This window comes from Burkholderia sp. Ax-1724 (assembly GCF_011752995.1).
Lineage (GTDB): Bacteria > Pseudomonadota > Gammaproteobacteria > Burkholderiales > Burkholderiaceae > Paraburkholderia.
Window position 1 is genome coordinate 26519 of record NZ_VWWL01000027.1, and the last position, 20306, is coordinate 46824.

Sequence of the window (20306 nt, forward strand, 5' to 3'; positions counted from 1 at the left end):
GGGCCTGCGCGCTGATGTCGCGTGAGGTTTCGGCAACGGTGATTGCGACGCTTTTGTGACAGGCCGTTACGCGGGCCGATGACCGGAAACGCCTCCGTTCCGGGGCATCGGCCCGTCCTGCTTCCCCTCGCGGTGCCTAAGGGGTAATGCAGCGAAACAGATTGATACGTTCCCTGCAAAGACGCTTGTCTGGGGATTGGAGTATACTTCGCGCTATGAAATAAAAAGTCCCGATTGGGATTTTCAATCGAGTAGAAGATCACCATGTTGAAGCAGCGCACAATCAAATCGATCGTCAAGACTGTCGGCATCGGCCTGCACTCCGGCCGCAAAGTCGACCTGACGCTCCGTCCGGCGGCGCCGGACACTGGCATCGTGTTTTCGCGCGTGGATTTGCCCACGCCGGTGGACATTCCTGCGTCGGCGATGGCGATTGGCGATACGCGTCTCGCCTCCGTGTTGCAGAAAGACGGCGCGCGCGTGTCGACGGTCGAGCATCTGATGTCCGCCTGCGCCGGTCTCGGCATCGACAACCTTTACGTCGACGTCACCGCCGAGGAAATCCCGATCATGGACGGCAGCGCGGGTTCGTTCGTGTTCCTGATCCAGTCGGCCGGTATCGAAGAGCAGAACGCGGCGAAGAAATTCATCAAGGTCACGAAGCCGGTCGAAATTCGCGACGGCGACAAGTTCGCGCGTCTCGACCCGTACTTCGGCTTCAAGCTCAAGTTCACGATCGACTTCCGCCACCCGGCCGTGGACAAAACCGGCCAGGCGCTCGAAGTCGATTTCGCCAACACGTCGTATGTGCGCGAAATCGCGCGTGCCCGCACGTTCGGCTTCGCGCATGAAGTGGAAATGATGCGCGAACTGGGCCTCGCTCGCGGCGGCAGCATGGACAACGCGATCGTGCTCGACGAGTACCGCATCCTGAACAACGACGGGCTGCGTTACGACGACGAGTTCGTCAAGCACAAGATGCTCGACGCGATCGGCGACCTGTATGTGGTCGGCCACCCGCTGCTGGCGTCGTACACCGCGTACAAGTCGGGCCACGGCCTGAACAACGCGCTGCTGCGCGAACTGCTCGCGCACGAAGACGCGTACGAAGTCGTCACCTTTGAAGACACGCAGAAAGCGCCGCGCGGCTTCGCGTACGAAACGCAAACGGCTTTCGCCTGACGCCCGAGTTGTAGCGCACAGGCAAGCCAGATGGAACAACGGCCCTTCGGGGCCGTTTTTTTCGTCTATTGCTTAGCGATTGCGTTATTCAGCGATTGCGCCGATGCCGGGCCGCCATGCGCGCGAGCGCTTCCTGCAGGGGAGAAGGCGCGAGCGATTCGCTGAGCGCTTGCAGCGCGTCGGCGCCGGCCGGCGTCATGCGCGCCTGTTTGACGGGCGGCGGCTCCTTGAGCGGCTGCGGCCGCACGCGAATCTTCAGCGCATGGACCGGCCAGCCGCGCTGCTGCAAATCCGCCAGCAGCCGCGGCTCCAGGTGTCGCAGCCGTGCCGCGAGGGCGTTGTGCGCGGCAAAGAGGGCCAGCACGCCGTCCTTGATGAAGCCCGGCTCGACACTGCTCGCCAGATAATCGGGCAGCAACTCGCGCAGATCCTTCTCGAGCGCGGCAATCTGCTCGACGCCCGCGCGCAGCGCGGCGAACGCGTCCGTGCGGCCCAGCACCTCGGAAAGCGGCTGGGGACGGCGCAGATCGAACTGCTTCGGCGGCCTTGAAAAGGACGAAAAAAGGCTCATGTTTGGGATTAACGAGGTGGGCGCGCACCTTGCACGCCCATGCCGCGATTGTACCGCGCGGGCAGCTTGCGAACCCCGCTTGCGACGCGTCGCCGGAGTTTGCCGGACGGCCCCCGGGGCACCCCCCGAACGCCCGCGCCGTCGCACCTCTGACACAAGCGCTGCCAAAGGCGCGTGCTAGAATGCCCGATTCGAATTCACTCCTGGACTAAGCGGCCAAAGCCTTTCCGACTCTAGGCTCGCGCGTGCCCGAACCGCACACCGCGAGCCAGCCGAAGCCGCGACGCAGACACCGATCCGATGACCACCGGTTTTCTACAGAAGATTTTTGGCAGCCGTAATCAGCGGCTAGTCAAGCAATATCAAAAGACCGTCGCGGCGATCAATGCGCTCGAACCGCAGATCGAGCAATTGACGGACGATCAGCTGCGCGCCAAAACGGGTGAATTCCGCCAACGCGTCGCGAGCGGCGAATCGCTCGACAAGATCCTGCCCGAGGCGTTCGCGGTTTGCCGCGAGGCCAGCAAGCGCGTGCTGAAAATGCGCCACTTCGACGTGCAGTTGATCGGCGGCATGGCGCTGCACTACGGCAAGATCGGCGAAATGCGCACCGGCGAAGGCAAGACGCTCGTCGCGACGCTGCCGGTGTACCTGAATGCGCTGTCGGGGCGCGGCGTGCACGTGGTCACGGTCAACGACTACCTCGCGCAGCGCGACGCCGAATGGATGGCGCGGCTCTACAACTTCCTCGGTCTGTCGGTCGGCATCAACCTGTCGCAGATGGACCACGAGTCCAAGCAGAAAGCCTACGCCTCGGACATCACCTACGGCACCAACAACGAATTCGGCTTCGACTACCTGCGCGACAACATGGTCTACGAGACCGACGCGCGCGTGCAGCGCGGCCTGAATTTCGCGGTCGTCGACGAAGTGGACTCGATCCTGATCGACGAAGCGCGTACGCCGCTCATCATCTCCGGCCAGGCCGAAGATCACACCGAACTCTACGTGCGCATGAACGCGCTGCCGCCGCTGCTCGAACGCCAGATCGGCGAAGAGAAGGCGGACGGCACCGGCGTCGAGAAGCCGGGCGACTACACGCTCGACGAAAAGGGCCGTCAGGTGTTCCTGACCGAATCTGGCCACGAAAAAGCCGAGCGCCTGCTCGCCGAGTGGGGCCTGATCGGCGAGGGCGAAAGCCTCTACGCGCCGCAGAACATCACGCTGATGCACCACGTGTACGCGGCGCTGCGCGCGCACACGCTGTTCTTCAAGGACCAGCACTACGTCGTGCAGAACGGCGAAGTCATCATCGTCGACGAATTCACCGGCCGTCTGATGGCCGGCCGCCGCTGGTCGGACGGTCTGCACCAGGCGGTCGAGGCGAAGGAGCACGTGAAGATCCAGAGCGAGAACCAGACGCTCGCTTCGATCACGTTCCAGAACTACTTCCGCATGTACGCGAAGCTGGCCGGCATGACCGGCACGGCCGACACCGAAGCGTACGAATTCAACGAGATCTACGGTCTCGAAACGGTCGTGATCCCGACCAACCGTCCGCCCAAGCGGATCGACAAGCAGGATCAGATCTACAAGACCGCGAAGGAACGCTACGACGCGGTGATCCGCGACATTCGCGAGTGCTACGAGCGCGGTCAGCCGGTGCTGGTCGGCACGACGTCGATCGAGAACTCGGAACTGCTGTCGCATCTGCTCAAGCAGGCCGGTTTGCCGCACGAAGTGCTGAACGCGAAGCAGCACGCGCGCGAAGCGGCGATCGTCGCCGAAGCGGGCCGGCCGCAGCGCATCACGATCGCGACCAACATGGCCGGCCGCGGCACCGACATCGTGCTCGGCGGCAACGCGGAGAAACAGGCGTCGTTCATCGAGCAGGATGAAACACTTTCTGACGATGAAAAGCAGCGCCGCATCCAGAAGCTGCACGACGAATGGCAGACGCTGCACGATCAGGTGAAGGCCGCGGGCGGTCTGCACATCATCGGCACCGAGCGTCACGAGTCGCGCCGGATCGACAACCAGCTGCGCGGCCGCGCCGGCCGTCAGGGCGACCCGGGTTCGTCACGCTTCTATCTGTCGCTCGAAGACCCGCTGCTGCGCATTTTCGCGGGCGACCGCGTGCGCGCGATCATGGACCGCCTGAAGATGCCGGAAGGCGAGGCGATCGAGGCGGGCATCGTGTCGCGCTCGATCGAATCGGCGCAGCGCAAGGTCGAAGCGCGCAACTTCGATATTCGTAAGCAATTGCTCGAATACGACGATGTCTCGAACGATCAGCGCAAGGTGATCTATCAGCAGCGCAACGAATTGCTCGAAGCGAACGACATCACCGAGACGATCGGCGCGATGCGTCACGGCGTGATCGCCGACATCGTGCATCAGTTCGTGCCGGCGGGCAGCATCGAAGAGCAGTGGGACGTGCCCGAACTCGAGGAAGTGCTGCGCAACGAATGGCAGCTCGATCTCGCGATTCAGGAAATGATCAACGAGTCGAACTCGATCAACGCGGACGAAATTCTCGAAGCGGTCGAGGCCGCCGCCGACGAAGCGTACGAGTCGAAGGTCCAGCTCGTGGGCCGCGAATCGTTCAGCGCGTTCGAGCGCTCGATCATGCTGCAGACGCTCGACCGCGCGTGGCGCGAACACCTGGCGGCGCTCGACCATCTGCGCCAGGGCATCCATCTGCGCGGCTATGCGCAGAAGAACCCGAAGCAGGAATACAAGCGCGAGGCGTTCGAACTGTTCGCCGCGATGCTCGACGCGGTGAAGCTCGAAGTCACGCGCATCGTGATGAACGTGCAGATCCAGTCGCCGGAGCAGCTCGAGGCGGCTGCGGAGCAGATGGAAGAGCAGGGCGGTCATCTCGAGAACGTCGAGTTCCGTCATGCCGAATTCGCGGAAGCCGGCGCCGCCGCGCCCGTCGCAGCCGAAGCGGCCACCGCCGCGATGATCGGCGACGCGATGAGCCACGGCCACGGTCACGGCGTGGCCCCGCAAGCGGTGCATGTGAATACCGACAACGTGCCGAAGGTCGGACGTAACGACCCGTGCCCGTGCGGCAGCGGCAAGAAGTACAAGCAGTGCCACGGCAAGATCGCGTAACGCCGGTGCGGCGCGCTTCTGGGCGCGCCGCGTTGTTTCGGTGTCGTCGTTAGCGCGGCTTTGCCGTTGATTTCGCCGGTGGCCCGGCAGCACGCCCGGGTCACCTGTTCCGTTTCCCCAATGCCGGCACCCGCCGGCATTTTCTTCGACAGGTCGCGACCATGGCTGTCAACTTTCCCTCGATCGATCCCGCTCAACTCCATCCCGTTGCCGGCGTCACGCTCGGCTGGGCAGAGGCGAATATCCGCAAGCCGAACCGCAAGGACGTGCTCGTCATTTCCGTCGACGAAGGTGCGACGGTCGGCGGCGCGTTTACGCAGAACCGCTTCTGCGCGGCGCCCGTCACCGTGTGCCGCGAGAACCTGCAGCGCGTGCGCGCGGGCGGCAAGCCGATTCGCGCGCTGGTCATCAACACCGGCAACGCGAACGCGGGCACCGGCGAGCCGGGCCTCGCGGCGACGCGCGAAACCTGCGCGGAACTCGCGCGTCTCGCCGACATCGCGCCCGAGCAGGTGCTGCCGTTCTCGACGGGGGTGATTCTCGAACCGCTGCCGGTCGACCGTCTGAAGGCCGGTTTGCCGGCCGCGCTCGCGAACCGCAAGGAAGCGAACTGGTACGACGCGGCGCAGGCGATCATGACGACCGACACGCTGCCGAAGGCGACTTCGCGCCGGGTCACGATCGACGGCCACACGGTCACGCTGACCGGCATCAGCAAGGGCGCCGGCATGATCAAGCCGAACATGGCGACCATGCTCGGCTTCCTCGCGTTCGACGCGGCCGTCGCGCAACCGGTGCTCGACGAACTCGTCAGGCACGTCGCGGACCGCTCGTTCAACTGCATCACGATCGATGGCGATACGTCGACCAACGATTCGTTCATCCTGATCGCGTCGGGCAAATCGAGCCTGCCCGCGATCACGTCCACCGATTCGCCCGCTTATGCAGCGCTGCGCGACGCGGTGACGGAAGTCGCCCAGACGCTCGCGCAGCTGATCGTACGCGACGGCGAAGGCGCGACCAAATTCATGACCGTGCATGTCGAAGGCGGCTCGAGCGTCGAGGAGTGCCGCAAGATCGCCTACGCGATCGGCCACTCGCCGCTCGTGAAGACGGCCTTCTATGCCTCGGACCCGAACCTCGGCCGCATTCTGGCGGCCATCGGCTATGCCGGCGTGGACGATCTCGACGTCGGCAAGATCGATCTGTATCTCGACGACGTGCTGGTCGCCACCGCCGGCGGCCGCAACCCGGCCTACCGCGAAGAAGACGGCCAGCGCGTCATGAAAAAGAGCGAAATCGGCATTCGCGTCGTGCTCGGACGCGGCAATGCGCAAGCCACGATCTGGACCTGCGATCTGTCGCACGACTACGTGAGCATCAACGCCGACTACCGCTCGTAATCAGGCTCAATGCGCGGCCGCTGGCCGCCTACTTAACATGGACAAACTCGAACAGTTTCTGACCCGGGCCGAAGCCGTGCTCGGTCGCCTGGAAGCCATGCTTCCCCCCGCCGCGCCGGAAATCGACTGGTCGGCCGCCGTCGCGTTCCGCTGGCGCAAGCGCCAGGGGCGCGGCTACCTGCAACCGGTGCCCGCGATTTCGTCGATCACGCTCGACGACCTGCAGAACATCGATCGCCAGAAAGGGCTGATCGAACAGAACACGCGCCAGTTCGTGCGCCAGCAGCCGGCCAACAACGTGCTGCTGACGGGCGCGCGCGGCACCGGCAAGTCGTCGCTGATCAAGGCCTGCCTGAACGCGTACGCAAAAGACGGCCTGCGTCTGATCGAAGTGGACAAGGACGATCTGCACGATCTCGGCGACATCGTCGATCTGATCGCGAAGCGCCCGGAGCGCTTCATCGTGTTCTGCGACGACCTGTCGTTCGAAGAGGGCGAATCGGGCTACAAGGCGCTGAAGGTTGCGCTCGACGGCTCGGTCGCCGCACAGTCGGACAACGTGCTGATCTACGCGACCTCGAACCGCCGCCATCTGCTGCCCGAGTACATGAGCGACAACGAGACGTACAAGCACACGTCGGATGGCGAGATTCATCCGGGCGAACTGGTCGAAGAGAAGATTTCGCTGTCCGAGCGTTTCGGGCTGTGGGTCAGCTTCTATCCGTTCAAGCAGGACGACTATCTGACGATCATCGCGCACTGGCTGCGGCATTTCGGTTGCGACGACGCCGAAATCGAGGCGGCGCGCGGCGATGCGCTCGTGTGGGCACTCGAACGCGGATCGCGCTCGGGACGTGTCGCGTGGCAGTTCGCGCGCGACTGGTCCGGCCGTAAGACGCCGGCATGAGCGAGGCAAGCGGCAACACGGGCAAGAACGGCGCCGCCCGCCCGGTCACCGAAGTCGCGGTCGGCGTGCTGGTGCAGCCGGACGGGCGCTATCTGCTCGCGCAGCGTCCGGCGGGCAAGCCGTACGAGGGCTACTGGGAGTTTCCGGGCGGCAAGCTCGAACCGGGCGAATCGGTCGAGGCCGCGCTCGCGCGCGAACTGCACGAGGAGCTTGGGATCGAGGTCGAGGCGAGCCATCTGTGGCATACGCTCGAACACGATTATCCGCATGCCTATGTGCGGCTGTTCTTCTGCAAGGTGACGCAGTGGTCGGGCGAGCCGCATGGGCGCGAAGGCCAGGCGTTCGTGTGGCAGAGCTTGCCTGCCGAGGTCTCGCCGCTGCTGCCGGCGACGATTCCGGTGCTGGAGTGGCTGGCGGCCGAGAAGACGTAGTCGGCGGGTAGCACATGTAGCAGATGAAACCACGCGGTGACGGGGGTTGTGCGAACAGCGCCGGGCCGCGTGGTTTTTTATCGTCTGTTTATCGCCTTTTATTGCCGGTCTTTCGATGGCCTTTTAGTCTCGCGGCCGGACTCAATGCGGGTTGTAATCGTCACGAGACGTTTCATCGGATGACGAGGCTTCCTGGTCGTTGCCGCCGATCTTGTATTTCTCGGCGGCCCATGCGCCGAGATCGATCTGCTTGCAGCGTTCGGAACAAAAAGGACGGAAGCGGTTTTCAGGGGTCCAGCGGACATCTTTGCCGCAAGTAGGACATTTGACGACGGTAGGCATACGGTCGGACAGTCAATCGCAAACGGAACAAGTAACGAATATAAGGCTATTTCGCGCCGTTTCAAAGGCGCGTTCCCTGAATCCGGATTGGGCTGTTTGGGTCTGTTAAGGACGGCGACGAGCGCTTACAGGCTGCAAAGCGTGAGCTGGAACGGTACGTCGACGTCGACCGCGCGCGGCCGCAGATCGCCGTCCTGCACCGTGAAGCGCACCCACAGCATGTACTTGTTGGCGCTCGCTTCGGGAATCACGCGCAATTCAGGTGCCACGCGCACCTGCATCAATTGATACGAGCGGCCCGACAGCATCTGCTGATAGCTGCCCTGCATCGCCATCACCTTCGACGCCTGGCCCGATTCGCGCGCGAGCCGCAGCACGATGGTGGCCGCGTCGCGCAGCGGCAGCAGCGGCGTGACCCATTTGGCGATGTCCTGGCGACGCTGATCGGGATGCAGCTGTTGCCACGCATAGTAGGACGGCAGATCGAATTTGCAGGTGCCGCCAGGAATGATGGCGCGGCTGCGAATGCTCGCGAGCCATTCGTTGTCTGCAAGATGCTGGCCGGTTTTGCCCTGCATCTGCGCGAGCCCTGCGAGCGTTTGCTCGATTTCGCCGAGCACCGCTTCCAGCGCGTTCTGTTCGATGCCGGGATTGCCGCGAAACGGCGCGAGCGTTTGCCGTTGCCGCTCGAGCTCCTTCATCAGATCGGACTTCAGATCTGCGCGACCCGCGACTTCGGAGATTTCGAACAACGTTGTCAGTGCGACGTGATGTTCCCTGGCGTCTTCCTGAGTCAGAAAGAACGTGAAGCGCTCGAACAGATCTTCGAGGCGCAACAGCGTTCTGATTCGCTCGTTGAAGGGGTACTCGTAAAGGATCAAGCGGGCTCGCCTCGGGCGTGGTCGGTGACAGGAATGCAAAACATTCTAATGCCGTGGGACTACCCAAGCAATCACGCACTTTTTCAGCGCGCTTTCGCAACTTTTTTCGTGACTTCACGATGGTTCAGTGCGTTTCGGCTGCTGGGGGCGCGCAAAGTTCAATGCGCGGGTGGCGGTTCGTGTGGGAACCTGGGCTGATGGTGCCTCGTGCCGCGGTTGAGTCATGCCGGTGGCGGGTTTTTGCCTCGGGCGTGCTCGTGCATGAGGCGTGCCGCGGACACGCTTGTGTCATGTTGCGCTCGCGTTGCGCTTCGAGATTCGCGTGGCGCTTCATCGGGACGCATGCATGCGATCGATCCGCGTACGGATCGATCGCGGCCAGGTGCGGCACACGCCTATGCAACGCATGTGTGCGATCCGGGTGCGTCACGTATCGCGGTATTGCGCGTGTGCGCAGGTCAGCGCACGCGGCGGCTTCGGTTTGGCCGGCCCTCTCGCTCGTTCACCCGTTACTCACCCATTCGCGAGCAACAGGTACGCGCGATGCCGTACATCCACCTGAGCTTCGAGCGCTTCGAGCGGCGCATTGTCGTTGTCGATGACGTCGTCGGCGGCGGCTAAGCGCGCTTCGCGCGTGGCCTGGCGCGCGATGATCGCGAGGATCTGTTCGCGGCTGAAGCCGTTGCGCTTCATCACGCGCGCGATCTGCGTCTCGACGCTGCAATCGACGGTCAGCACCCGATTCGCCCGGTTCTTCCACGTACCGGATTCGACCAGCAACGGCACCACGACGATCACGTACGGCCCTTGCGCCTCGCGTTGCTCGCGCTCGGTTTCCGCGCGAATCAGCGGATGCGTGATGCTTTCGAGACGCTTGCGCGCCGCTTCGTCGCTGAACACGAGCGAGCGCATGCGCGCGCGATCGAGCGAGCCGTCCGGCTCGACGAACTCCGTGCCGAATTCGGCGGCAATGAGCGGCATCGCGACGCCATGCGGCGCGGTGATGCGATGCGCGATCACGTCGGTGTCGACGAGCGGCACGCCGCGCGCGGCAAACAGATTAGCCACCGTCGATTTGCCGCTGCCAATGCCGCCAGTCAGTCCCACAACGAACATGCTTCAGCCTCCCAGAGCCAGATAGAGCGGCGTGCCGACAAATAGCGTGAGCGCACCGCCCGCGGCGAGAAACGGCCCAAACGGCAGCGGCTCCTCGAAGCGCATGCGGCCGCGCCACGTGGCCGCGAGTCCGACCACCGCACCGGCGATCGCCGCGATCAGCACGATTTGCGGCAGGGCAGCCCAGCCGAGCCAGGCGCCGAGGGCGGCTAGCAGCTTGAAATCGCCGTAGCCCATGCCTTCGACGCCACGTACGAGACGGAACACCCAATGCACGGCCCATAGCGCGAGATACCCGAAGATCGCGCCGAGCACCGCGTCGTGCAGGTTCGTGAACATACCGTTGAAATTGACGATGATGCCGGCCCACAGCAGCGGCAGCGTCATCGAGTCGGGCAACAGGTGCGTGTCGATGTCGATCGCGCTCATCGCCAGCAGCATCGCGCACAGGCCGAACGCGGCGAGCGCCATCATGGTCGGGCCGAACACCGCGAGCACGCTCGCGGCGCAGGCGGCGCTCGCAATTTCGAGCAGTGGATAGCGCAGGCTCACATGCGTGCCGCACGCGGAGCAACGCCCGCGCAACATGAGATAGCTCAGGACCGGCAGGTTTTCCCACGCGCTCAGAACGTGACCGCAATGCGGGCATGCGCTGCGCGGCACCCACAGGTTATAGCGCGCGGGCAGGCCGTCGTCGGCTTGCGGCGTCTCGGTGGCCTCGTTGATTTCCTCGCGCCAGGCGCGTTCGAGCATGATGGGCAGCCGATGCACGACCACGTTCAGAAAGCTGCCGATCACGAGGCCGAACACGATCGCGAACGCGATCTGCACGCCCGCGGGCAGACTGGCGATCGCGAGCCCGACATCGCTCGCGAAGCGGCCTGGCAGTAAGCCCGCGAGCAGGCTGGAAGAGGTTTCTTGCACGAGCGGAAGAGGAGCCTGCATGGAGTTTGGAATGGATTCGGCTGCGATGCTACACCACGTTGCCGAGTTGAATAATGGGAAGATACATCGCAATCACGAGGCCCCCGACCAGCGCGCCGAGCACGACGATCACGAGCGGTTCGCACAGGCTCGACAGCGTGCCGATCTTTTCGTCCACCTGGCGATCGGCGAGCGAGGCGACGTCGAGCAGCATCGTGTCGAGCGCCCCCGATTCCTCGGCGACCGCAACGGGCTGCACGACCTCGGACGGGAAGCATTGCGCGGCGCGCATCGCCGCGGCGAGCCGTTCGCCGCGCCGCAATCTCACCGCGATGCCCGCCGTGGCGCGATCGAAAAAGGCATTGCCGGTTGCGTGCGTGAGCGAGTCGAAGGCATCGGCGAGCGGTGTGCCGGCGGACAGCAGCGTGCCGAGCGCGCGGCTCCAGCGCGCCGCGCACAGCGTGCGCAGCAGCGGGCCGGCTACCGGCAGGTTGAGCGAGGCGCGCGCAAAACGGATGCGGGCGCTGGCCGACCGCCGCAACACGAACGTCATGGCCGAGCTCAGCGCGGCCAGCAGCGCAAACGCCGGCACGCTCCAGCGCGCCGCACCGGCTGACAGCGCTAGCACGAACTGTGTCGGCGCGGGCAACTGCGCGCCGAAACCGTCGAAAATCTGCTTGAAGGTCGGCACGACCCACACCAGCAACGCAGCCGTAATCGCCATGGCGAGCAGCAGGATCGCGACCGGGTAGGTCAGCGCCGCGCGTACTTTCGCGCGTTGCGCGGCGGCGCGTTCGCGGTCGTCGGCGAGACGGGCGAGCACCGTGGCGAGCGCACCCGCGGCTTCGCCGACTTCGACGAGCTGGCAGTACAGCGCGTTGAACTGCGCGGGGTGCCGCTGCAATGCCGCCGAAAAGCGCAGGCCGGCGGTGATGTCGCGCGCGACGGCGGCGATGATGCGCGGCATGCCTTGCCGGCGCGACGCGGGTGCTTGCGCGAGCAGTTCGAGCGCGGGTGCGAGCGGCAGACCGGCGCGCAACAGGCTCGCGAGTTGCCGCGTGAACAGCGTGACGTCGGCGGCGCGGGTTTGGGGGCGTGGCGCCGGCCCTTGCATCGCGAGTTCCACGATGAACAGGTTGTCGCGTTTGAGCATGGCCCGTGCGGCGCTCGCGTCCGGCGCGATCAGCGAGCCGCTTTGACGCGCGCCGTCGGCGTCGAGGCCGCGCCATTTGAAGCGCTGGTCGGCAGCGGGGCGAAAGAGCGGAACGGTGCTCATGCGACTTCGGTGGCGGCGAGCGCTTCGGCGAGACTCGTGGTGCCGTCGCGTACGCGCGCGAGCGCGGCGTCGCGCAACGTCGCGACCTGTTCGGTCTGCGCGAGCCGGGCCAGCTCGTGGACGCCCGCGCTGGCGACGATCAGTTCGCGCATAGCGTCGGAGACCGGCATCACCTGGTGAATGCCGACGCGTCCCCGGTAGCCGATGCCGTGGCAGGCCGCGCAGCCGACTGCCGCATAAGGCTGCCAGCCATCGAGCCGGTGGGCGGCGAACCCGGCTGCCTCGAGCGCCGCCGCCGAATGCGGCGCTGGCTTGCGGCACGCGGCGCACAGGCGCCGCACGAGCCGTTGCGCCGTCACCATCCGCAGCGCGGCCGCGAGGTTGTAGGGCTCGACACCGATGTCGATGAGCCGCGCGATCGCCGCGGGGGCATCGTTCGTATGCAAGGTGGACAGCACGAGGTGGCCGGTTTGCGCGGCCTTGACCGCGACGTCGGCGGTCTCGTTGTCGCGGATTTCGCCGACCATGATGACGTCCGGGTCCTGACGCAGAAACGCGCGCAGTGCGACTGCGAAAGTCAGCCCGGCTTTCTCGCGCACACTGACCTGATTGATGCCGGCGAGCTGGATCTCCGCCGGGTCCTCGACCGAGCAGAGATTGCGCGCCTCGCCGTTCAGCAGATTCAGAAAGCAGTACAGCGACAGGGTTTTGCCGCTGCCGGTCGGTCCGGTGACGAGCACAAGACCGTGCGGCGCGCGAATCGCAGCGTCGACGGTTTGCCGCTGTTGCGGATCGAGGCCGAGCGAATCGAGCGAAAGATCGGCGGGCAGTGCGTCGAGCCGGCGCAGCACGAGCTTTTCGCCGAACAGAGTGGGCAGCGAGTTGACGCGATAGTCCTCGATGCGCTGCGGCGTGCTGGCGATGCGCAGGCGACCGTCCTGCGGCACGCGCCGTTCGGCGATGTCGAGCCGCGCGAGTACTTTCACGCGCGTGACGAATGCATCGCGCAGATGAGCGGGCGGCCGCGGGATTTCATGCAGCACGCCGTCGATCCGCAAGCGTATGCGCCAGCCGTGCTCGGCCGGCTCGATGTGAATATCCGACGCATTGCGCCGCGTCGCTTCCCGCAGCGTGTCGGTCAGGAGACGCACGGCCGGGGCGTTGTCGGGATCGGCGAGACCGGCCGCGCCAGTTTCGCCGTTAAAGGGCAGGGCGCGCGGCGTGGCCGTCGCGGCTGCAAAGGAGTTGGACATGAGAGACCGGCGATGAGCCGCCTGTAGAACGTGACGGCTTCATCTTCCGGCAGTGAGGGCGGCAGCGCCATTCAGCCATTCGGCTAATGGCGCGCTGAACTGCCGTGTGCGATGCTGATCGCGAATCGGCGATTGCCAGCCAGGGCGTTAGTTGGGGCGCGCTTTGGCGGCTTTGCGCGACGGCGGTTTGAACAGCTTGACGGTGCGAATCGCCTGATCGTCGCTGCGCATGACTTCGAGCTTGATCTCGCCGATCTGCACGCAGACGTCGCCATCGGGAATGTCTTCGAGAATTTCGAGAATCAGGCCGTTGAGCGTTTTCGGGCCGTCGGTGGGCAGCGTGAGGTGCAGCCAGCGGTTCAGTTCGCGCAGCGGCATGCTGCCCGCGACGATGCATTCGCCATCCTCGTTCCAGCCGCCGCGCGAACTGGCGCCGCGCGGAATCGAGGTGGTGAATTCGCCGATCAGCTCCTCGATGATGTCTTCTGGCGTGACGAGCCCTTGCAGTTCGCCGTATTCGTCGACGACGAGCGCGGTGCGCTGGCGGCTCTCCTGGAAATATTGGAGCTGCTGGAACACCGGCGTGCCGCTCGGCACGAAATACGGCTCGGTCAGCAGTTCGCGCAGGGTGTCGCGCCCGAGTTCCTGGTTGTGCAGGGCCGCGAGCGTTTTGCGTACGTGCAGCACGCCGAGCACACGGTCGATGTCGCCCTGGTAGACGATCAGCTTGTTGTGATAGCAGGTTTCGAGTTGATGCAGGATCTGCTCGAACGGCGCGTCGAAGTCGAGCGCCTCGATGCGGCGGCGCGGGATCATTACGTCGTCCACGGAGATGTTTTCGAGGTCGAACAGATTCAGCAGGATGCTGCGGTGCTTGGTCGGCATGAAGCTGCCGGACTCGAGCACGATGGTGCGCAATTCTTCGGTGGAGAGCCGCTGGTCGCGCGCGCTTTTCGTGTTGATGTGCAGCACGCGCAGGATGCCGTTCGCGAACAGGTTGACGAACCAGATGAGCGGTTTCGCGGCGCGCATCAGCGGCGCGATGAGCAGGCTCGCGGGTAGCGCGATCTTCTCGGGAAAGGTTGCGCCGACGATTTTCGGCGTGATCTCCGCGAACACGATGATCAGAAACGCGACGAGCCCGGTCGCGATCGACAGGATGAGGTTGTTGCGGCCGAACGTGTGCAGCGCGAGCGAGGTCGTGAGCACCGGGATGATCGTATTGAACAGGTTGTTGCCGATCAGGATGACGCTCAGCAGTTGATCGGTACGCGCGAGCAGGCCCTGGGTCGTTTTCGCGCCGAGCGTGTTCTGGTTGGCAAGGTGCTTCAGACGATGGCGGTTGAGCGCCATCATCGCTGTCTCGGAAATGGAAAAGAAGGCGGAGCAGACGAGCAGCAGAAGGACGGCGCCAATCTGCGCCCATAAGGGAAGTTGTTCCACGCGTCGTGAAAAATAAGGGAAAGGATGGAGAGAATATAGCAGAGGGGGCTATGCGGCCCGCCACTGGGGTTGGCGCCGATATGGACGATGTGGCGGCTGTGTGTCGCCCGGTGTAGCAACGGCTGCGGGTAAAAAACGACGTGCAAAACAAAAAACCGCCGAGCAATGCTGCGGCGGTTTTTGAACCTTGAACGAACAAGGAGAATCTGGTCGGGGTGAGAGGATTCGAACCTCCGGCCTCTACGTCCCGAACGTAGCGCTCTACCAGGCTAAGCTACACCCCGATTAGGTACTGCTGACTCGATTCAGACTAATCCGGCGTTTCAGTCTCGTTCAAGACTGCCTTGCCGTCGAGTAAGAACATAATTCTAGCAGGCTCTCTTTAAAAATGGAATGGGGGAATGAAGAAATTGCCGTCGCGGCTGCCTGGGCTTCCTGTTTCGCGCATTCGAGCGTGTGATCGAGCGCGCCGGAGCGCGTGATCGCCTCGAAAATCGTTTCGAAACGGTCGGTGCCGCCCTGCTCGATCGCTTCGCGCGCGAGTGCCGACTGCTCCGGCGTGCCGCGTTCGATCAGATAGATGAGCGGCAGCGTCGGTTTGCCTTCGCGCAGATCGTCGCCGGCGTTCTTGCCCATCGATTCGGCCGTGCCCGTGTAGTCGAGCCAGTCGTCCATGATCTGGAACGCCGTGCCGATGCGCCGGCCGAATTCCGCCGCGGCCGCTTCGATTTTCGCGTCCGCGCCGGCCAGCACCGCGCCCAGCTGCGCGGCCGCTTCGAACAGCTTGGCGGTCTTGTAGCGGATCACCTGCATGTAGCGGGCTTCGTCGACGTCCGCGTCGTGCATGTTCAGCAATTGCAGCACTTCGCCCTCGGAGATGATGTTGGTCGCCTCCGACAGAATCTCCATGACCCGCATCTTGCCGACGCCGACCATCATCTGGAACGAGCGCGAGTAGAGAAAATCGCCGACCAGCACGCTCGCGGCGTTGCCGAACAGCGCGTTGGCGGTCTGACGGCCGCGCCGCAGGTCCGATTCGTCGACCACGTCGTCGTGCAGCAAGGTGGCCGTGTGGATGAATTCGACGACCGCCGCCAGTTCGTGCCGGTGCCCCGTCGTGTCGCCGAGCGCGCCCGCCACGAGCAGCAGCAGCGCGGGCCGCAGCCGTTTGCCGCCGGCGCCGATGATGTACTCGGAAATCTGGTTGATCAGCATCACGTCGGACGCAAGACGTTGCCGGATGACGCGATTCACCTGCTGCATGTCTTCGGCGACCGGAGCAAGCAGGCTGGCGACGTTGGGGGAAGGGGTGGCAGTCGACGACATGATGGCTGAATTGGGTAGTGCCGCGAATTATAAGGCGATCGGGGCGCTTCCGGGTCGTCGGCTGCGGCGCGGGCGCTTTGCCGCGTCGGCAGCGCCGCATGCCGGGGCTGCGTGGGAGGTGCCGGGTGCCGCTCGCCCCGTCGCGAAAGTAAGGCCGGAAGGCGGCGGAAAGACTCTTAAACGGTTTTGGAAACAGGTTTTGACCGAGCAGCTAACTCCATGTATAATCGAGAATTTCCGCGCGCGGTGCGTGGGAAAAATGAACAAAGAGTGAGGTTCTCAATGTACGCGGTCATAAAAACCGGTGGCAAGCAGTACAAGGTTGCCGTCGGCGAAAAACTTAAAGTAGAACAGATACCGGCAGACATTGACGCTGAAATCACGCTCGACCAGGTTCTCGCAGTGGGCGAAGGCGAATCGATTAAGTTCGGTACGCCGCTGGTCAGTGGGGCTTCCGTCAAGGCTACCGTCGTGTCGCAAGGTCGTCACGCAAAAGTGACCATCTTCAAGATGCGTCGCCGGAAGCACTACCAGAAGCATGGCGGCCACCGCCAGAACTATACCGAACTGCGCATCGACGCGATCAACGCGTAAGCGCACCGGTTAAGGAGCAGATCAAATGGCACACAAAAAGGCAGGCGGATCGTCCCGGAACGGCCGCGACTCCGAATCGAAGCGCCTCGGCGTGAAGGTTTACGGCGGCCAGGCTATCAACGCTGGCGGCATCATCGTGCGTCAGCGCGGCACGCGCATGCACGCTGGTGAAAACGTCGGCATGGGCAAGGATCACACCCTGTTCGCGCTGAAGGACGGCCACGTTCAGTTCTCGACGAAGGGCGCGGCGAAGAAGCACACCGTTTCCGTCGTCCCGGCAGCCTGAGTTTAATCAGGCACGGGCTTCAGGACCGGAAAAAGGCCCCGCGAAGTTCGCGGGGCCTTTTTTATTGCGGCGCCTTCTGCGCGCGGCATCGATCGCTGGCTGGCTGTGCCTATGCCGTTCGGTCGATTGATCAACGCGCAACGCGCGCGGCAAAATAGCAGCATCCAATCAGGCAGTACACCCTGCATCTGGCAGCACATACGGGACGGAGTTACGCATGAAGTTCATTGACGAAGCGAGGATTGAAGTCATCGCCGGCGACGGAGGGGATGGCAGCGCGTCGATGCGCCGCGAGAAATTCGTTCCGTTCGGCGGTCCGGATGGCGGCGACGGCGGCCGGGGCGGCAGCGTGATCGCGGTCGCGGACCGCAACATCAACACGCTGATCGACTACCGCTACGCGAAAAAACATCTGGCTCGCAACGGCGAAAACGGTCGCGGTTCGGACTGCTACGGCAAGGGCGGCGACGACATCACGCTGCGCATGCCGGTCGGCACCACGATCACCGACATGGAAACCGGCGAGTTGATCGCTGATCTGACCGAGCACAATCAGAGCGTGCAAATTGCGCAGGGCGGTGCGGGCGGTCTCGGCAATCTGCATTTCAAATCCAGCACGAACCGCGCGCCGCGTCAGAAGACCGACGGCAAGCCGGGCGAGCGCCGCATGGTGCGCCTCGAACTGAAAGTGCTGGCCGACGTTGGCCTGCTTGGCATGCCGAACGCCGGCAAGTCGACGTTTATCTCGTCGGTGTCGAACGCGAAGCCGAAAATCGCCGATTACCCGTTCACGACGCTCGCGCCGAATCTCGGCGTGGTGCGCGTCGGGCCGAGCCGCAGCTTCGTGATCGCCGACATTCCCGGTTTGATCGAAGGCGCGGCCGAAGGCGCGGGTCTCGGCCACCAGTTCCTGCGCCACCTGCAGCGCACTGGCCTGCTGCTGCACATCGTCGACATTGCACCGTTCGACGAGTCGATCGATCCGGTCGTGGAAGCGAAGGCGATCGTCAACGAACTGCGCAAGTACGACGATCAGCTCTATCAGAAGCCGCGTTGGCTCGTTCTGAACAAGCTCGACATGGTGCCCGAAGACGAGCGCGAAGCGCGCGTGTCGGCGTTCCTCGAAGGTTTTGGCTGGGATGGTCCGGTGTTCGAGATTTCGGCGCTGACCGGCCAGGGCTGTGAGAATCTCTGCTACGCGGTGTTCGACTACCTCGCCGAACATTCCGATGCGCAGCGCGCGGCCGAAGCCGAAGACCTTGCTTCCGACGTGCGTTTCCGCGAAGGATCGGGAGTCCAGGCCGCGGTTGGCGAGTCCGGCAGCCACCCGCAGGAATAAAAACTCCAGCGCCGGCGCCAGCAGGCGGGCTGCCGGCATGTATCACGCGTCATCTTGGGAGACAGCGCACGATGCGTTCGGTCATCGCGGATTCACGGCGATTGGTAGTGAAGGTCGGTTCGAGCCTCGTCACGAACGACGGGCGCGGCCTCGATCATACGGCGATCGGCCGCTGGGCCGCGCAGATTGCGGCGCTGCGCGCGCAAGGCAAGGAGGTGGTGCTGGTCAGCTCGGGCGCCATCGCCGAGGGCATGCAGCGGCTCGGCTGGACCAAACGGCCGCGTGAAATCGACGAGTTGCAGGCGGCCGCGGCCGTCGGGCAGATGGGGCTTGCGCAGGTGTACGAAAGCCGCTTCGCCGAGCACTCGATCCAGACCGCGCAGATTCTGCTGACGCACGCCGACCTCGCCGACCGCGAGCGTTACCTGAATGCGCGCTCCACGTTGCTCACGCTGCTGCGCCTCGGCGTCGTGCCGATCATCAACGAAAACGACACGGTCGTAACCGACGAAATCAAGTTCGGCGACAACGACACGCTCGGCGCGCTGGTCGCCAATCTGATCGAAGGCGACGCGCTCGTCATTCTCACGGATCAGCAAGGCCTTTTCACGGCCGATCCGCGCAAGGAGCCGAGTGCCACGCTCGTTCAGCAGGCCGACGCCGGCGCGCCGGAGCTCGAAGCGATGGCGGGCGGCGCAGGTTCGAGCCTCGGCCGCGGCGGCATGCTGACCAAGATTCTTGCTGCCAAGCGCGCGGCGCATAGCGGCGCCAATACGGTGATCGCGAGCGGACGCGAGGTGGACGTGCTGTCGCGGCTTGCGTCGGGCGAAGCGATCGGCACGCAGCTCATCGCCCGCACCGCGCGGATGGCGGCGCGCAAGCAGTGGATGGCCGATCACCTGCAGGTGCGCGGCCACGTCGTGATCGACGACGGCGCGGTGGAAAAGCTGACCGCAGGCGGCAAGAGCCTGTTGCCGATCGGCATCGTCGGTGTGCAGGGGGCGTTTGCGCGCGGCGAGGTGATTGCGTGCGTGAGCGCGTCGGGGCGCGAGGTGGCGCGCGGTTTGACGAACTACAGCAGCGCCGAAACCAGGCTGATCCAGCGGCGCCCCAGCGGCGAAATCGAGTCGGTGCTCGGCTATATGCTGGAGCCCGAGTTGATCCACCGCGACAACCTCGTGTTGCTCTGATTCGTCCCGCGACGCGAACCCGAACAAGGTTCGTAGAAAGCCAAAGCCCACAAAAAAGCCGCTCCAGCCTGAACTGGAACGGCTTTTTCCGTCTTTGGCGCAACGCACCGGGAGGAACCCGGAGCGCGCCCGCGAACGCAACTCAGTGAATCTGCGACGTTTGCGTGCGCTTGTAGCGAATGTTCTCGACGATGTGCTGCGCGCTGCCAGTCGGAATCTTGTTCGCGCACATGTAGTCCTGGTACAGCGCCGCCTGGTACGCGTTCAGCGCGCCATTCTCGATGCGCGAAAACTGGTTGGCGACATCCTTGTCCCAGCCGTCGTGATCGGCATTCAGGCCCGCATACTGGCGCCACTCGTACGTGTCGCAGCGGATGCCTTCGTAGTTCACGTTGCGCGCGCCGCTCGGGCTCGTGACGACCACCGTGTAACGCACGACGCCGTCGTCGCCGACGCTGACCGATTTCGCGTCGATTGCGAATTGCAGCGGCGTATTGCCGGACACCTCGAACGGCAGCAGATTCGCCTCCGTCGGCAGAGGTGGCAGCGTGTCTACCTTGTTTTCAACCCAGTTGCCCTTGCGGTCCAGCAGATAGACGAACGCGCTGTCGTCTTTATTGGTCGGTTTGCCGGCGCTCGAACAGCCTGCCAGCAGGGCGCCGGTGGCGACGCACGCCGCGGCGAGAGCAAATGCTTTCAATCTGATTCCCTCGAAAGACGGA

Annotated in this window: 19 protein-coding genes and 1 tRNA gene; 9 read left to right on the top strand and 11 right to left on the bottom strand. The window is 64.2% G+C overall.

The window, feature by feature from the left end; translation table 11 throughout:
• Nucleotides 1-264: 264 nt before the first annotated feature.
• Nucleotides 265-1182: a UDP-3-O-acyl-N-acetylglucosamine deacetylase gene (gene lpxC, locus F3J19_RS27300; protein ID WP_167048701.1), complete on the top strand. Its 918-nt coding sequence runs from the start codon at nt 265-267 to the stop codon at nt 1180-1182.
• 88 nt (nt 1183-1270) lie between these two features.
• Here the strand turns inward: lpxC and F3J19_RS27305 are convergent, their stop codons facing one another.
• Nucleotides 1271-1753 carry a DUF721 domain-containing protein gene (locus F3J19_RS27305; protein WP_167048703.1) on the bottom strand — a complete coding sequence of 161 codons (483 nt, stop codon included), beginning with the start codon at nt 1751-1753 and terminating at the stop codon, nt 1271-1273.
• A 300-nt stretch (nt 1754-2053) separates the two neighbouring features.
• Between F3J19_RS27305 and secA the strand changes: the two genes are divergently transcribed.
• From secA to F3J19_RS27325, 4 genes are all read left to right on the top strand, one after another.
• Complete coding sequence (gene secA, locus F3J19_RS27310; RefSeq protein ID WP_167048705.1) at nt 2054-4873, top strand: preprotein translocase subunit SecA; 2820 nt, start codon at nt 2054-2056, stop codon at nt 4871-4873.
• Between the two features lie 161 nt (nt 4874-5034).
• On the top strand, nt 5035-6276 hold the full coding sequence (gene argJ / locus F3J19_RS27315) for a bifunctional glutamate N-acetyltransferase/amino-acid acetyltransferase ArgJ (protein ID WP_167048707.1): 1242 nt from the start codon (nt 5035-5037) through the stop codon (nt 6274-6276).
• 37 nt (nt 6277-6313) lie between these two features.
• A complete protein-coding gene (locus F3J19_RS27320) occupies nt 6314-7183 on the top strand; it encodes an ATP-binding protein (RefSeq protein ID WP_167048709.1) in 870 nt (289 codons plus the stop codon).
• Nucleotides 7180-7614: an NUDIX domain-containing protein gene (locus F3J19_RS27325; RefSeq protein ID WP_167048711.1), complete on the top strand. Its 435-nt coding sequence runs from the start codon at nt 7180-7182 to the stop codon at nt 7612-7614. The genes F3J19_RS27320 and F3J19_RS27325 overlap by 4 nt, the downstream gene beginning before the upstream one ends.
• 141 nt (nt 7615-7755) lie before the next feature.
• Here F3J19_RS27325 and yacG read toward each other — a convergent pair whose 3' ends face one another.
• The 9 genes from yacG to F3J19_RS27370 form a co-directional block, all read right to left on the bottom strand.
• Nucleotides 7756-7956 carry a DNA gyrase inhibitor YacG gene (yacG, locus tag F3J19_RS27330; protein WP_167048713.1) on the bottom strand — a complete coding sequence of 67 codons (201 nt, stop codon included), beginning with the start codon at nt 7954-7956 and terminating at the stop codon, nt 7756-7758.
• A 125-nt stretch (nt 7957-8081) separates the two neighbouring features.
• A complete protein-coding gene (zapD, locus tag F3J19_RS27335) occupies nt 8082-8837 on the bottom strand; it encodes a cell division protein ZapD (RefSeq protein ID WP_167048715.1) in 756 nt (251 codons plus the stop codon).
• A gap of 513 nt (nt 8838-9350) precedes the next feature.
• A complete protein-coding gene (gene coaE, locus F3J19_RS27340) occupies nt 9351-9953 on the bottom strand; it encodes a dephospho-CoA kinase (RefSeq protein ID WP_167048717.1) in 603 nt (200 codons plus the stop codon).
• Nucleotides 9954-9956: 3 nt separating this feature from the next.
• The gene (locus tag F3J19_RS27345) at nt 9957-10898 is read right to left on the bottom strand and encodes an A24 family peptidase (RefSeq protein WP_167048719.1); all 942 of its coding nucleotides are present in this window, start codon (nt 10896-10898) and stop codon (nt 9957-9959) included.
• 28 nt (nt 10899-10926) lie between these two features.
• Complete coding sequence (locus F3J19_RS27350; protein WP_167048721.1) at nt 10927-12153, bottom strand: type II secretion system F family protein; 1227 nt, start codon at nt 12151-12153, stop codon at nt 10927-10929.
• The gene (locus tag F3J19_RS27355) at nt 12150-13406 is read right to left on the bottom strand and encodes an ATPase, T2SS/T4P/T4SS family (protein WP_167048723.1); all 1257 of its coding nucleotides are present in this window, start codon (nt 13404-13406) and stop codon (nt 12150-12152) included. Before F3J19_RS27355 ends, F3J19_RS27350 begins: the two co-directional genes overlap by 4 nt.
• 147 nt (nt 13407-13553) lie before the next feature.
• A complete protein-coding gene (locus F3J19_RS27360) occupies nt 13554-14849 on the bottom strand; it encodes an HlyC/CorC family transporter (RefSeq protein WP_167048725.1) in 1296 nt (431 codons plus the stop codon).
• Between the two features lie 207 nt (nt 14850-15056).
• Nucleotides 15057-15133: transfer RNA gene (locus tag F3J19_RS27365), tRNA-Pro, on the bottom strand.
• A gap of 49 nt (nt 15134-15182) precedes the next feature.
• Nucleotides 15183-16175: a polyprenyl synthetase family protein gene (locus F3J19_RS27370; RefSeq protein ID WP_167048727.1), complete on the bottom strand. Its 993-nt coding sequence runs from the start codon at nt 16173-16175 to the stop codon at nt 15183-15185.
• A gap of 282 nt (nt 16176-16457) precedes the next feature.
• Between F3J19_RS27370 and rplU the strand changes: the two genes are divergently transcribed.
• The 4 genes from rplU (at nt 16458) to proB (ending at nt 19584) form a co-directional block, all read left to right on the top strand.
• Complete coding sequence (rplU, locus tag F3J19_RS27375) at nt 16458-16769, top strand: 50S ribosomal protein L21 (protein ID WP_007180329.1); 312 nt, start codon at nt 16458-16460, stop codon at nt 16767-16769.
• 25 nt (nt 16770-16794) lie between these two features.
• The gene (rpmA, locus tag F3J19_RS27380) at nt 16795-17055 is read left to right on the top strand and encodes a 50S ribosomal protein L27 (protein ID WP_008923994.1); all 261 of its coding nucleotides are present in this window, start codon (nt 16795-16797) and stop codon (nt 17053-17055) included.
• 217 nt (nt 17056-17272) lie between these two features.
• Nucleotides 17273-18394 carry an Obg family GTPase CgtA gene (cgtA, locus tag F3J19_RS27385; protein WP_167048729.1) on the top strand — a complete coding sequence of 374 codons (1122 nt, stop codon included), beginning with the start codon at nt 17273-17275 and terminating at the stop codon, nt 18392-18394.
• 71 nt (nt 18395-18465) lie between these two features.
• Nucleotides 18466-19584 carry a glutamate 5-kinase gene (gene proB / locus F3J19_RS27390; RefSeq protein WP_167048731.1) on the top strand — a complete coding sequence of 373 codons (1119 nt, stop codon included), beginning with the start codon at nt 18466-18468 and terminating at the stop codon, nt 19582-19584.
• A gap of 142 nt (nt 19585-19726) precedes the next feature.
• On the opposite strand, the gene F3J19_RS27395 is transcribed toward proB, so the two are convergent.
• Nucleotides 19727-20284 carry a CNP1-like family protein gene (locus F3J19_RS27395; protein ID WP_167048733.1) on the bottom strand — a complete coding sequence of 186 codons (558 nt, stop codon included), beginning with the start codon at nt 20282-20284 and terminating at the stop codon, nt 19727-19729.
• Nucleotides 20285-20306 lie beyond the last annotated feature (22 nt).